Origin of the sequence: Micromonospora qiuiae (assembly GCF_016863555.1) — a bacterium.
Lineage (GTDB): Bacteria > Actinomycetota > Actinomycetes > Mycobacteriales > Micromonosporaceae > Micromonospora > Micromonospora qiuiae.
This window is the reverse complement of the sequence record NZ_BOPC01000068.1, coordinates 16,813-30,765: the sequence shown is the minus strand read 5'-3', so window position 1 is coordinate 30,765 and position 13,953 is coordinate 16,813. Positions and strand designations below refer to the sequence as shown.

The window sequence follows — 13,953 nt, the reverse complement described above, 5'->3', positions numbered from 1 at the left end:
CGATCCGGCCAGGCGATTCGGCGCGCCGACAGGGGTGGACCGACGCCCGGGTCGGCAGTGACCATAGGTAGCTGTTCGACTGCGCGGAGGTGACCATGGCGGCTGTTTCCACCCGGCGTCGTATCCGACCGCGGCAAGCCGGGCCGACGGCTGCCGAATCGGTGCTGCCCGAGCTGCGGGCGATGTGGTGGGAAACGGGCGTGCGGGCCCGGGCGGAGGCGGGACTCTTCGCCGTCTTCGCTGAGCTGCCCCGGCTGGTCTGGGCGGCCCTGGGAATCAGTTGGCGGGCGGACCGGCTGCGTACCTCGGTGGTGGCCGTGGCCACGGTCGGTGCCGGTGTGATGGCCGCGTTCGGCCTGCTGGCCACCCAGCGGGTGCTGGTGGAACTGTTCGCGGGTGGGCCGACCGGGGACAAGGTGATCGCGGCCCTGCCGGCGCTCGTGGTGCTGGCCGGCGCGACCGCGATCCGCGCCGGTATGGGCATCGCCACCGGGTACGCGCTCAACGGGCTGACGCCGAGGGTGAGCCGCGAGGTCGAGCGGGGCCTGTTCGAGGTGACCACGGCGGTGCGGTTGGAGGCGTTCGACGCGGATGCCTTCGCCGACGACATGGAACGCGCATCGCGGGGCACAGACTCCGCCATCGACCTGGTGCAGGCGTCGATGAACCTGCTCGCCGGGCTGGTCGGGGTGATCGGGGTGGCCGTCGCCGTGGTGCTGATCCACCCGATGTTGCTGCTGGCGCTGCTGGTGGCGACAGTGCCGAACGCGTGGGCGTCGCTGCGGGCGGGACACCTGCGGTACCAGACCTACATCGCCGGTTCAGTACGGCGGCGCCGGCAGTGGTTGCTGCATCGGCTGATGGCTGAACGGGCCTCCGCCCCGGAGTTGCGTTCGTACGGGCTGCGCCGATTCCTGCTCGACCAGTACGACCGGGTGATGGGGGTGGAAACCGACATCCAGCTCCTGCTGGCCCGCCGGGTCACCACGACCACCACGCTGGGCGCGATGATCGGGGGAGTGGCGACCGGCGTGGTGTACGTCCTGCTCGGCCTGCTGCTGGTCGACGGGCAGATCCCGCTCGCCGCTGCCGCGACCTGTGTGATCGCGGTGCAGGCGGCGCAGCGCTCGCTCTCCACCGTCACCTTCCAGGTCGACCGCGTCTACACCGAGGGTCAGCACTTCCGCGACTACACCGGGTTCATGACCCGCGCCGCCGCCTACCTACCCGGCCAGTCGGGCGTGGGCACGCCGGACCGGCTGCGCGTACTGACCGTCGACGCGGTGAGCCTGTGCTACCCCGAGCGGGACAGCCCGGCGGTGGATCGCGTGACGCTGACCATCGAGGCGGGGCAGACGGTGGCCTTCGTCGGGGAGAACGGGTCGGGCAAGAGCAGCCTTGCCGCGATGATCGCCACCTTGCGTACGCCCAGCGAGGGGGTCATCCGGTGGAACGGCGTGCCGCTGTCGGAGTGGGACCGCGACGGGCTGGGGGCCCGCATCGCGGTGGTCACCCAGGAGTACCACAAGTGGCCGTTCACGGCGGCCACGAACATCGCCATCGGCGACATCGACGCCGAGGCCCGGCAGGACCGGATCGAGGCCGCCGCCACCCGCGCGGTCGCCCACGACATGATCCGCGAGCTGCCGTACGGCTACGAGACGCTGCTGGACCGCACCTTCGCCAACGGTCAGGATCTCTCCGGCGGCCAGTGGCAACGGATCACCGCCGCCCGCGGGTTCCTCCGCGACGCCGAACTGCTGGTGATGGACGAGCCGTCCTCCGCGCTCGACCCGCGCGCGGAGAACGCGCTGTTCCAGGCCATCCGCGACCGGCAGGGCCGGGTGACCACCATCCTCATCACCCACCGGCTGGCCAATGTCCGGCACGCGGACCGGATCTTCGTCCTGCACCACGGGCGGCTGGTCGAGGCGGGCACCCACGACGAGCTGATGACCGCTGGCGGCCGCTACGCCGAGCTGTTCACCCTCCAGGCCGCCGGTTACGCGGAGGCCGACCGGGTGCCCACCCCGCACGCCGCCCCGCCCGGTTGATCACCGAGCGCCTGGACTCGCGCTGCCGCGCCGGCGCAGGAACAGCACCGCACCGACCACCAGGGCGACCAGCGCCAGGCCACCGGCGACCAGCCCGACCAGCAGGCCGGAGCCGCCGGACGACTCATCGGCGACGGGGCTGGCGGCAGCGGCTGAGGTCGGCGCGGTGGTCGGGGCCGCGGGTGTCGTCTCCGCCGGCTCGCTCGGCTCGGCGCTAGGGGAGGGCTCGGCGATGGCGGTGGGATCGGCGACGGTGAACTTGTACGACCCCTGCACCGGGTGCCCGTCGAGGGAGACCACCCGGTACGCGACCGTGTAGACGCCGTTGGCCAGCGGTGCGTCGATGGTGATCGTGCCCTTGGTGCCGGACACGTCAGGTTCGCTGGTGGCCACCGGCTGCTTGTCGGCGTCGCTGAGCGTGATGGTGGTGAACTGAGGGTTCAGCCTTTCCATGAACTCCAGCGTGACCTTGGTCGGTGCGGTGTCGAGTTCGGCGTCCTGGGCGGGGGTCGCCTTGCGCAGGACGTTGTGCGCGTACGCGGGGGAGGCGGGCGCGATCAGCAGGGCCGCAGCGGCCAGCGCGGCGACGAGGCCGGCGGCGAACGGGCGGCGGAGGTGGCGAAGCATGGGGTCCATTCTCCTCGTCAGTCGAGCAGCTGCTGGCCGGACGATTCGGCCGGGCGATGTGATGGGCATCTACTTCCCCTCGAAGAGTGTCACGTAGATGGTCGCCCCACCCCACCCAAAAGTTCCCCACCCCCCGTAACCCCGCTCACCCCCCGCCTCCCGCTCCACGCGATCTTGCACTTTCTGTCCCCGCAAAACCTGACACAAGGCGTATAAAGGCGACCGAAAGTGCAAGATCGACGGGGCTGGGGGGTGCGGGTGCGGGTCGTAGGGTGGGGGCGAGCACCGGCATCGGGGAAGGACCAACTGATGAGAGGGGTACGGCTGCGCGCCGCCCTGGCTGCGGTCACCGCGCTCGTGGTGCTGGGCCTGAGCGGGTGCGGCGACGACTCGACCGACCGGCCCGCCGCTGACGACGGCATCGGCGGACAGCTCACTGTCTTCGCCGCCGCGTCGCTGGCCGAATCGTTCACCCGGATCGGCCAGGACTTCGAGGCGGCGCACCATGGGGTGAAGGTGATCTTCAACTTCGCCGGCAGCTCCGCCCTGGCCAACCAGATCAACGAGGGCGCCCCGGCGGACGTCTTCGCCTCCGCCGCTCCGGCCAACATGGCCGCCGTCATCGAGGCCGGCGACGGTGACGGCGAACCGGTCACCTTCGCCCGCAATCAGCTGGTCATCGCCGTACCAGGGGGCAACCCGGACGCGGTGACCGGTCTGGGCGATCTGACCAGGCCCGGCGCGAAGGTCGCGCTCTGCGCCGAGCGGGTGCCGTGCGGGGCGGCGGCACGCCGGGCGTTGGACCTCGCCGACGTGACGCTCACCCCGGTCACCCTCGAGCAGGACGTCAAGGCGGCCCTGGCAAAGGTGCGGCTGGGCGAGGTCGACGCCGCGCTGGTCTACCGCACCGACGTCCGGGCCGCCGCCGACGATGTCGACGGGATCGAGTTCCCCGAATCCGTCGGGGCGGTCAACGAGTACCCGATCGTCGTGCTGGAGGACTCGGGCAACCTGCCCACCGCGCGGGCGTTCGTCGAGTACGTCCGCTCCGACGCCGGCCGCAGCGTGCTCACCGCCGCCGGGTTCCAGGCGCCGTAGCCGGTGTCCCGCCTCGACAACGAGGTGGCGCGGCCAGCCACGCTCGCGCTACCGGCTCCCACCCGACGCGCCGACCGACGCACCGCCCGACGCACCGCCCGACGCACCGCCCGACGCGCCGGCCGGACACCGGTGGCCCTGCTGCTGCCCGCCGCGCTCGGGCTGCTCTTCCTCGTGCTGCCGCTGGTCGGACTGCTCGTCCGGGCCCCGTGGAGCACGCTGCCGCAGCGGCTCACCGAACCGGCCGTGCTCACTGCGCTGCGGCTGTCGATGCAGACCGCCACCTTGGCCACCCTGCTCTGCCTGGCCCTCGGTGTGCCCCTGGCCTGGCTGCTGGCCCGCGTCCGGTTCCCCGGCCGCCGGGTGGTGCGCGCCCTGGTCACCGTGCCGCTCGTACTGCCGCCGGTGGTCGGCGGCGTGGCCCTGCTGCTGGTCTTCGGTCGTCGCGGGCTGGTCGGCTCCTGGCTCGACGCGACGTTCGGTATCACCCTGCCGTTCACCACCACCGCGGTCGTGCTCGCCGAGGCGTTCGTCGCCATGCCGTTCCTGATCATCGCGGTGGAGGGGGCGCTCCGAGGCGCCGACACCCGATACGAGGAGGCCGCGGCCACCCTCGGTGCCGGCCGGTGGACCACCTTCACCCACGTCACGCTGCCGCTCGTGGCACCCGGAGTGGCCGCCGGAGCGGTGCTCTGCTGGGCCCGCGCGCTCGGCGAGTTCGGCGCCACCATCACCTTCGCCGGCAACTACCCCGGCCGTACGCAGACCATGCCGGTGGCCGTCTACCTCGCTCTGGAGACCGACCTGGAGGCCGCGATCGTGCTCAGCCTCATCCTGCTCACCGTCTCCGTGGTGATCCTCGCCAGCCTCCGTGACCGCTGGACCGGCGGATGAGCGCCGCCGGGCCACTCCTCGACGCCCACCTGGTGGTGGACCGGGGCAGCTTCCGCCTCGACCTGCCGCTGACCATCGATCCGGGTGAGGTCGTCGCGCTGCTCGGGCCCAACGGAGCCGGCAAGACCACCGCCCTGCGTGCGCTGGCCGGCCTGCTTCCGCTCTCGGCCGGGCACCTCACCCTCGCCGGGCGCGAGCTGGACCATCCCGACCGCCGGGCGTGGATCCCCACCGAGCATCGCCCGATCGGCGTGGTCTTCCAGGAGTACCTGCTCTTTCCGCACCTGAACGCGCTGGACAATGTGGCCTTCGGCCCGCGTCGTCGCGGCCTCGACCGGCAGCAGGCCCGGCAGCGGGCGGCCGACTGGCTGGCCCGGATGGGGCTGACCGAGCACGCCCGCCGCAAGCCCCGACAGCTCTCCGGCGGGCAGGCCCAGCGGGTCGCCCTCGCCCGCGCTCTGGCCGTCGAGCCGGCGCTGCTGCTGCTCGACGAACCGCTGGCAGCTCTCGACGCCCGCACTCGCCTGGACACTCGCGCCCAACTGCACCAGCACCTCACCGCCCATCCCGGAGCCACCCTGCTGGTCACCCACGACCCCCTCGACGCCCTGGTGCTCGCCGACCGACTTGTCATCATCGAGGACGGCCACGCGGTCCAGGCGGGCCCTGCCGCCACCATCACCGCCCAACCTCGCACCGACTACGTGGCCCGGCTGGTCGGGCTCAACCTCTACCGGGGCCGGGCCACTGGGCAGCGGGTCCGGCTCACCGACGGCTTCGGGCTCACCACCGGCGACCGGCACGACGGCGAGGTCTTCGTGGCCTTCCCTCCCTCGGCCGTGGCCCTGCATCCGCGTCAGCCCGACGGGAGTCCCCGCAACACCTGGCCGGCCACCATCGCCGGGGTGCAACGGCACGGCGACAACCTGCGGATCCAGCTCAGCGGCCCGATCGAGGTGGCCGCCGACGTCACCCCGGCCGCCGCCGCCCAGCTGCGGCTGGCTCCGGGGCAGCCGGTCTGGGCCGCGGTCAAGGCCGCCGAGACCCGCGCCTATCCCGCCGCGTAACGTCCGTCGGGTGTCCACCCGCCAGGACGTACGGGTGTGGTCGCCCCCGATCAGCGGGATAACCGAGGTGCTGCACGCCCGGTTCACCGACCACACCTACCCCATGCACACCCACGGCAGTTGGACCTTGCTCGTGGTCGACGACGGGGTCGTCCGGTACGACCTCGACCGCCACGAACACGGGGCGTTCCGGCAGGTCGTCACGCTGCTGCCGCCGGGCGTGGCGCACAACGGCTGCCCGGCCACACCGCACGGCTTCCGCAAGCGCGTCCTGTACCTCGACCCGGGGCAGCTTGGCGAACGCCTGATCGGCCGCGCCGTGGACCGGCCGGCGATGGCCGACGCGGCCCTGCGGCGGCGGATCGACCTGTTGCACGCGCGGCTGGCCGGGCCCGGTGACGAGTTCGCCGCCGAGGTGCATCTCGCCTTCGTCGCCGAGCGACTCCGCGCCCACCTCACGCCGAGCGCTGTCGACCTGCGGCCGGCGCGGGATCCCCGCATCGCCCGTCGTCTCCGCGACCTGCTGGACGAGCGTTTCGTGGCGGGGGTGAGCCTGCGGGAGGCAGCCGCTGCCCTGCACGCGCACCCGACCTACCTGGTGCGGGCCTTCTCCGTCGCCTTCGGCCTCGGGCCGCACCAGTATGTGATCTCCCGCCGCGTGGATCTGGCCCGACGGCTGCTGGCGGAGGGAATGCCGGCCCGGGAGGTGGCGGTCGCGGCCGGCTTCTACGACCAGGCACACCTGGGCCGGCACTTCAAGCGGGTCCTCGGCTTCAGCCCGGGCCGGTACCGCGCCGCCGCCCGCTCCCGATCCCGGGGTACCGCCGCAGCGGGCGCTGCTGATCCGGTCACGGGTGCATCCGGGCGCCCTTGAGTACCTTGTCCACCGCGTTTTTCGGGCCGTACACGGCCAACCCGGTCAGGTCGAGCTGGTCGCGGCCGACGGCGCGGACGGCCGCCCGGTTGTCCCGGTCGTTGCCGGTCCCGAACAGGTCGGAGGTGAAGACCGACAGGGACAGTCCACGGCTGACGGCGCGCTGGTGGGCGGCGATCAGCGTCTCCTTCGCGCCGGTGAAGACGAGCACCGGCTGCCGGAACATCGGCAGGTAGGGCGTGTCGTCGGCGTCGGCGTACGGCTCGCCGATCACCTCGGGCGCCGCCTGGCCGATGCCGCTGACCAGGAACGCCGTCATGTTGAGGCGTTGCCAGGTGGGCAGATCGTCGCGGAGCAACACCGCGATCTTGGTGTCGAAGCGTACGGGCTCGGTCTCCATGCCGTCGAGTCTGGGTGGCGTACCGCGCGGTGGTCTTGTACGAAGTTTCCCGGGCCGGACCGTCAGCCCGTCGCGCGCAGTTGGACCCGGCGCAGCAACTGGGCGTTGAGCGCCACCACGATGGTGGAGGCCGACATCAGCACTGCGGCGACCGCCGGGCTCAGCGTCACCCCGGCCCAGGCCAGCACACCGGCGGCGAGCGGCAGCGCGACCACGTTGTAGCCGGCGGCCCAGGCGAGGTTCTGGATCATCTTTCGGTACGCGGCCCGGGACAGCCGGATCACCCCGGTCACGCCGCGCGGGTCGGAGGAGGCGAGCACCACCCCGGCGGACTCGATGGCCACGTCGGTGCCCGCGCCGATCGCGATGCCGACGTTCGCGCGGGCCAGGGCGGGAGCATCGTTGACCCCGTCACCCACCATCGCCACCCGCAGCCCCCGGCGTTGCAGGTCCGCCACCGCGTCGTCCTTGTCCGCCGGCAGCACCTCGGCGAAGACCTCGTCCTCGCCGGGGCGGAACCCCAGGCCGGCGGCGACCGCCTCGGCGACCGGCCGCGCGTCTCCGGTGATCATTACGATCTTGCGTATCCCCTGCTCCCGTAGGTCGGCGATGGCCTGGCGAGCCTCCGGCCGCACCTCGTCCTCCAATGTGAGCGCACCGAGCACGTGGGCCGGACCGTCGTCCAGGCGCAGCAGGTAGAGCACCGCGGCTCCCCGTCGGGACCATTCGTCCCGCCGGCCGGCGAGGTCGTCGGGGACGGTGACATCGAACTCCCGCAGCAGCGCCGGGCCGCCGACCGCGTAGCCGGTCCCGTCGACCTCGGCGCGTACCCCACGGCCGGGCAGCGCCTGGAAGCCCCGCGCGGTTCGCCGGAGACCCTGCTCCGCGGCGGCGGCGACGATGGCCCGGGCCAGCGGGTGCTCGCTGTCGGCCTCCACTGCCGCAGCGACGGCGAGCACCTCGGCCTCGCTGCCGCTGCCGGTGGCGGCGAGGCCGGTGACGACGTGCTCGCCCCGGGTCAGGGTGCCGGTCTTGTCGAACAGGACGGTGTCCACGGTGCGCATCCGCTCCAGCGCAAGCCGATCCTTGACCAGGATGCCGCCCTTCGCGGCCACCGCCGTGGAGAGGGCGATCACCAGCGGGATGGCCAGGCCGAGCGCGTGTGGGCAGGCGATGACCAACACGGTCACGGTGCGGACGACCGCCGCGCCCAGGTTGCCGAGCACCGCCCACACCGTGAGCGTGACCACGGCGGTGACGGTGGCGATGTAGAACAACCAGGCCGCGAAGCGGTCGGCCAACAGTTGCGCGCGGCCGCTGGACTGCTGCGCCTGCGTCACCAGCCGCTGGATGCCGGCCAGTGCGGTGTCGTCGCCCACCGCATCGATCCGGACCCGCAGCGCCGCATCGGTGGCGACCGTACCGGCCACCACCCGGTCGCCGGTCGACCGGGACACCGGCCTCGACTCGCCCGTGATCATCGACTCGTCCAGCTCGGCTCGGCCGTCGACGATCCGCCCGTCCGCCGGCACCCGTCCACCCGGCCGCACCAGGACCAGGTCACCGACGTGCAGTTCGGCCACCGGCACACGCTCCGGCCGGCCCTCCGGGTCCAACCGTTCCGCGTCGTCGGGCAGGAGCGCGGCCAGCGCCGACAGGGCGCCCTGGGCCTGCCCGATCGCCTTCATCTCCTGCCAGTGCCCGAGGAGCATGATCGTGACCAGGGCGGCCAGTTCCCACCAGAAGTCCAAATCGAACGCACCGAGCGCGGTGGCCAGCGACGCCAGGTAGGCCACGCTGATCGCCATCGCGATCAGTAGCATCATGCCCGGGGCGCGATCCCGGACCTCGCGTGTCGCCCCCTGGAGAAACGGCCACCCGCCGTATCCGAACACCACCGTGCCCAGCAGCGGACCGACGAGGCCGATCCCAGGAAACTCCAGCCGGTAGCCGAACCAGTCCATCACCATGTGGCTGGTGACCACGATCGGCACGGTCAGCGCCAGGCTCAGCCAGAACTTGCGGCGGAACGCCTCCGGGTCGTGCCCCGCATGCTTGTCGTGCCCCGCATGTCCATGGTCTCCGTGCCCCCCATGCATCTCATCGCCCCCTCGGCTACATGCAGGATGTTGGTACGAGGATGCTCTCCATGGCGCGCTTTCGTGCCAATGATCTCGATGTGGTCCCGACCAGACGGCAAGGGGGAAGCAAGCATCCATATGGAACTGGATCAGGGCAGGTCGGCCATCGCCTGTCCGGATATTAATGTGTGACAATCGGCGCCGCGCGCGTCGCGATCGTGCACTCAAGTATCGTCCGACCCGTCAATCACCTTCCGGAAGGCCGATCATGATCCTTCGGGGCCTCCCCGTCATGGTAGGAATGCGCTTCGACGTGGGCATGTCGCCCACCCTCCACCATGTACCCGGCGCACGTGTCGGGTCCTGCCGCGATCAAAATCGATGACGCAAAGGGGGCGGAGTAAGCCAGTGATACGTGCGGTAGCGGCAGGTGAGGTGCGCACACACGCCGAAGCGCGCCGGGGATGGCTGGCCCGTGGAAGCATCGTCCGCCTGCTGCGACTACTGGTCGCGGTGCCGTTGGTCGCCGTTATCGCCTTCGCCGGCCTGGCCCTGCAGGGGACGGTCCGCCAGGTGATGAACGCGGGCACCGTGCACGACCTGGTCGAGCTCTCGACCCAGGCGGGTGCGCTGGCCCGTGCCCTTCAGGGCGAGCGGGTGATCGCCGCGGTCGAGCTGACCACCCGGAGTCAGGCCGCCAGCGTCAAATTCGATGAGCAGGTGGGGCGGACGGACGCCGAGATCGCCGAGTTCCAGCGGGGACGTGCGAAGGTGACGGCGGGCGTTCCCGCCCTGCAACGGATCGACGCCGGGCTGAACGCGCTGAGCACCGTACGCGAGCAGGTGCGCTCCAGCCCGCGCGCAACGCTCTCCGCGGTCGCCTTCAGCTACCGCATCCTCATCGCCGACCTGCTCGCCTTTCGCGCCTCCGTGGCCACCGACACCTCGACCGGCATCGCCGACGACGTCCGGGCCGCGGTCGCGGTGTCGGAGGCGGGCGAGGCGATCGGCCAGCTCCAGGTCATCGTGCTGCGTAGCCTCGCCGGCGGTGTGCTGACCCCGGCCGGGCAGCAGGAGACCGTCGGCGCGCAGGCCCGCTTCGCCGAGGCCAGCAACGCCTTCCTGGCCCTCGCCGAGCCCAAGTGGGTGGCGAACTGGGAGCAGATCGGCACCGACCAGCAGGTGGTCGCCGCGCAGCGGCTGCAGGACCAGGTGGGCCGGACACTGCCCGGCGATCGACTCGAGGTCGACGCGAACGAATGGGTCGAAGCCACCGACGGCTGGATCAGCCGGATGTTCCAGATCCAGGGCGAGGTGGACACCGCGGTGGCCGACCGGGTGGCGGCCGAGCGTCAAGCTCTGCTCCGCAACGCGCTCTTGCAGAGCGTGGGCATTCTCGTCGTACTGGTGCTCACCGCCGTACTCACCGGTGTGGTGGCTCGGCGGATCACCCGCCGGCTGCGCTCCCTGCGCAACACGGTGACCAAGGTGGCGTACGACCGGCTGCCTGCCGTGGTCCGTGAGCTCAACGCGGCCCCGCCCGGCAGCGTGCGGCCGGACGAGGTGGCCGACCACTCGGTGTCGGAGTTCCGGATCACCGGTAGCGACGAGATCGCCGAGGTGGCGACCGCGACCCGGGCCCTGCACCGGGAGGCGGTCCGGATCGCCGGTGAGCAGGCGGTGATGCGGGCCAACATCTCGGAGATCTTCGTTCACCTGTCCCGACGCGAGCAGCGACTGGTGGACGCGATGCTCGCCCAGGTCGACCAGGTGGAGCGCGACGAGGCCGACCCGGAGCGGCTCCAGCAGCTGTACCAACTGGACCACCTCGCCACCCGGATGGCGCGGATCAACCAGAGCCTGCTGGTGCTCGGCGGTTCCGGCATTTCCCGGGTACGCCAGGAACCGGTCCCGCTGGACCACGTGATCCAGGCCGCGCTGTCTCAGATCGAGCACTACACCCGGGTTCGGATCGGCACCGTCGACCGGGAGCTGTGCATCGCCGGCCCTGCGGTGGACGAGACCGTGCACCTGCTTGCCGAGCTGTTGGACAACGCGACCGGGTACTCCCCGCCGGAGAGCGAGGTGCTGGTCACCGGGCACGCGCTCTCCGACCGGGCCATCGTGCAGGTGGTCGACCAGGGCGTCGGGCTCTCCCCCCAGCGGTGCGACCAACTCAACGCCGCGCTCGCCAACCCGGCGTCGGTCGACGTGTCGGGAGTGCGCGCGATGGGCCTCACCGTGGTCTCCCGGCTCGCCGACCGGCACGGTATCGGGGTCGAGCTGCGCCCCGGACCGACGCGCGGCACGGTGGCTGAGATCGCGATGCCCGCAGCGATCGTCGTACGCCGACCGGTCCAGCGCCCGGAGCCGGTGGATGCCCCGGCGCGATCGTCCGCTGTCGGCGTTCAACCGCTCACGCCCACCGCGCCCCGTGCCGGCGCCCCTGTGGCCGGCGTCGGTCAGGCCATGCCCAACACGGCACGGGTTCCCGCCGGCGCCGGCGCCGGTCAGGCCATGTCCGACACCGCACGGCTTCCCGTCGTGTCCCGGCCGGCCGGTGTCGGACAGGCTGTGGCACCCGCTGCGGCACCCGTCGGCTCCGGTCCGGCGCCTTCCGCGCCCGCCCCGCTGTTCCAGCCGGGGGCTGGCACCGGTACGGCGTCGTCGTCGGACCAGCGTGCGGTGAACGGCTGGTTCAAGACCGCGATGGACGGTGACTCGGTGAAGGTCACCTGGCCGGCGGATGCCGGCGAGAAGTGGGCAGCTGCCACGATGGCACTGCCGACCCAGGCCCCACCCTCGTCCACCCAGGTCGGGTTGCCGCGTCGCGTACCGCAGTCGCACCTGATCCCCGACGCCCGGAAACCGGCTGCCGACGCGCCGCGCAAGCTCGACCCGTCCGCTGTGGCGGCGGCGATGTCGGCATATGCCAAGGGTGTCGCCGGGCGCCGGGCCCCCGCTGCATCCTGACGCCGATTGTCCCAAACCCCCCCTCACCTGGAGCGACGCCGTGACGAGCCCGAACGACCTGAGCTGGCTGCTGCAGAATTTTGTCGGCCGTACCCCTGAGGTCAGCCACGCCCTCGCCATCTCGACCGATGGGCTGGTCCTGGCGCACAACCACGGCCTGCCCCGGGACCGGGCGGATCAGCTCGCCGCCACCGGCAGCGGACTGATCGCCCTGCTCGTCGGGGCCGCCCGGTTCTTCGAGGCGGGCTCGGTGATCTCCAACGTCACGCAGATGGAGGGAGGATTCATGTTCTGCATGGCGTTCAGCGACGGGGCGTCGCTGCTCGTGCTCGCCTCACCCGCCTGCGACGTCGGCCAGGTCTCGTACGAGATGACCGATCTGGCGAACCGGATGGGTGAGGCGCTCACCCCGGCGGTGCGCTCCCAGCTGCTGGGGATGCTGTGACCGCCGCCCGCCCGTCCCGACGGGCCGTTCCGGTTGTCCGGCGTCTGGTCGCCGGCCTTCTGACCGGCGTACTGGCGTTCGGTGTCGCCGGCTGCGACGGCGGGTCAAAGCCGGAGGCGCAGACCATCCGGATCGGAATGCTCACCGTCCTGGAGGGCTCCCTCCAGGCGCCCGGCTCGGAGCTGCGCGACGGATTCCAGCTCTACCTGGACATGCGCGGTGGCCGGCTCGGCGGCCATCCGGCCGAGCTGATCGTCGGCGACGAGGGTTACGACCCCAAGGTGGCCGTCGAGTCCGCCACGAAACTGTTGGAGCAGGACAAGGTCTCGGCGATCACCGGGATGATCAACGGCGGCAGTGTCGCCGCCATCCATCCGCTCACCAACAAGCACAAGGTGCCGATCGTCGGCGGGCTGGGTCGGCCGGCGCTGACCGACGTCACGTACGTCTGGCACACCAACCTGATTTCCGTCGAGCCGGGTGTGGCCATGGCGCCCTTCGTCAAGCAGCAGGTCAAGCGGGGCTCGGTCTACGCGATCGGGCCGGACTTCCAGAGCGGCCGGGACGAGCTGCGCGGTTTTGCGGAGACCTTCACCGAGCTCGGTGGCCGGCTGGCCAACCCGACCGGCAAGCCCGTCTTCAGTCCGTTCCCGGTCACCGAGGACTTCGGGCCGTATCTGGACGAGATCGCCGAGTCCGGCGCGTCCGCGATCTACTGCTTCTTCGACGCTCAGAACGCCATCACCTTCGTCAAGCAGTACGCCAAGTCGAAGGTGTCGCACCTGCCGCTCTACGCGGCGGGCTTCGTGACCGAACCGGCGAGCCTGCCCGAGCAGGGCGACGCGGCGGAGGGCATCTACAACGGCCTGAACTACTCGCCCGACCTCGACAACGCGGCCAACCGGGAGTTCGTCGCCGCCTGGAACGCGGCGTACCCGGGCCGGGTGCCCACCTCGGTCGTGATGGCGTCGTACGACGCGGCGGCCGTGCTGGACCGGGCGATCGCCGCGGCCGGCACCAACCCGAGCCCGGAGGCGATCAACACCGCGATCGGCGGACTCGGGCAACTCACCAGCCCTCGCGGGCCGTGGCAGTTCGCGAAGACCACGCACGCGCCGATCCAGAAGTGGTATCTGCGCCAGGTCCGCCGGGACGGTCGGGCCCTGACCAACGTGGTCGTCTCGGAGTTGGCCACGCTCGGCGGCTGACCGTTCGAGGCGGATTTCCGGCCGGGCCTGGCTCTTCGTCAGGCCCGGCTCCTCGTCATGTCCAGCCGGGCCCGGACCGGCCGGCGGCAGCGTCTCATCAGGTACGACTGAGGCCGGGGAGAGCCGCCTTCTCGTGCCTTCGCACGTGGTTCCGGTAGGCCATCGCTGGTGATATGGTACCCCCCGTCTTCCGCCATGCGGAATTCGCTATTCACCATACGAAAGACAGGGG

Annotated in this window: 11 protein-coding genes; 8 read left to right on the top strand and 3 right to left on the bottom strand. The window is 71.7% G+C overall.

What is annotated here, in order from left to right; all coding sequences use genetic code 11:
• Positions 1 to 182 precede the first annotated feature (182 nt).
• Positions 183 to 2,054 (top strand): ABC transporter ATP-binding protein, encoded by a 1,872-nt coding sequence (locus Vqi01_RS22730; RefSeq protein ID WP_204036884.1) that lies wholly within the window; start codon positions 183 to 185, stop codon positions 2,052 to 2,054.
• Here Vqi01_RS22730 and Vqi01_RS22725 read toward each other — a convergent pair whose 3' ends face one another.
• Positions 2,055 to 2,681 (bottom strand): copper resistance CopC family protein, encoded by a 627-nt coding sequence (locus Vqi01_RS22725; RefSeq protein WP_372444406.1) that lies wholly within the window; start codon positions 2,679 to 2,681, stop codon positions 2,055 to 2,057.
• 324 nt (positions 2,682 to 3,005) lie between these two features.
• On the opposite strand from Vqi01_RS22725, the gene modA reads away from it, so the two are divergent.
• The 4 genes from modA (at position 3,006) to Vqi01_RS22705 (ending at position 6,614) form a co-directional block, all read left to right on the top strand.
• On the top strand, positions 3,006 to 3,779 hold the full coding sequence (gene modA / locus Vqi01_RS22720) for a molybdate ABC transporter substrate-binding protein (RefSeq protein WP_372444410.1): 774 nt from the start codon (positions 3,006 to 3,008) through the stop codon (positions 3,777 to 3,779).
• Positions 3,780 to 3,911: 132 nt separating this feature from the next.
• Positions 3,912 to 4,673: an ABC transporter permease gene (locus tag Vqi01_RS22715; protein WP_204036883.1), complete on the top strand. Its 762-nt coding sequence runs from the start codon at positions 3,912 to 3,914 to the stop codon at positions 4,671 to 4,673.
• Positions 4,670 to 5,740 carry an ABC transporter ATP-binding protein gene (locus Vqi01_RS22710; protein ID WP_204036862.1) on the top strand — a complete coding sequence of 357 codons (1,071 nt, stop codon included), beginning with the start codon at positions 4,670 to 4,672 and terminating at the stop codon, positions 5,738 to 5,740. Before Vqi01_RS22715 ends, Vqi01_RS22710 begins: the two co-directional genes overlap by 4 nt.
• 10 nt (positions 5,741 to 5,750) lie before the next feature.
• A complete protein-coding gene (locus Vqi01_RS22705) occupies positions 5,751 to 6,614 on the top strand; it encodes a helix-turn-helix domain-containing protein (protein ID WP_204036861.1) in 864 nt (287 codons plus the stop codon).
• On the opposite strand, the gene Vqi01_RS22700 is transcribed toward Vqi01_RS22705, so the two are convergent.
• Positions 6,589 to 7,014 carry a DUF2000 domain-containing protein gene (locus tag Vqi01_RS22700; RefSeq protein ID WP_204036860.1) on the bottom strand — a complete coding sequence of 142 codons (426 nt, stop codon included), beginning with the start codon at positions 7,012 to 7,014 and terminating at the stop codon, positions 6,589 to 6,591. The genes Vqi01_RS22705 and Vqi01_RS22700 overlap by 26 nt on opposite strands.
• 62 nt (positions 7,015 to 7,076) lie before the next feature.
• Positions 7,077 to 9,113 (bottom strand): heavy metal translocating P-type ATPase, encoded by a 2,037-nt coding sequence (locus Vqi01_RS22695; protein ID WP_204036859.1) that lies wholly within the window; start codon positions 9,111 to 9,113, stop codon positions 7,077 to 7,079.
• A gap of 417 nt (positions 9,114 to 9,530) precedes the next feature.
• On the opposite strand from Vqi01_RS22695, the gene Vqi01_RS22690 reads away from it, so the two are divergent.
• From Vqi01_RS22690 to Vqi01_RS22680, 3 genes are read left to right on the top strand one after another with little or no spacing between them, the layout of a single operon-like run.
• Positions 9,531 to 12,068 (top strand): sensor histidine kinase, encoded by a 2,538-nt coding sequence (locus tag Vqi01_RS22690; protein WP_204036858.1) that lies wholly within the window; start codon positions 9,531 to 9,533, stop codon positions 12,066 to 12,068.
• Positions 12,069 to 12,108: 40 nt separating this feature from the next.
• Positions 12,109 to 12,513, top strand: a complete 405-nt coding sequence (locus Vqi01_RS22685; protein WP_189042424.1) for a roadblock/LC7 domain-containing protein — start codon at positions 12,109 to 12,111, stop codon at positions 12,511 to 12,513.
• Complete coding sequence (locus Vqi01_RS22680; protein ID WP_204036856.1) at positions 12,510 to 13,721, top strand: ABC transporter substrate-binding protein; 1,212 nt, start codon at positions 12,510 to 12,512, stop codon at positions 13,719 to 13,721. The genes Vqi01_RS22685 and Vqi01_RS22680 overlap by 4 nt, the downstream gene beginning before the upstream one ends.
• The last annotated feature ends 232 nt before the right edge of the window (positions 13,722 to 13,953 follow it).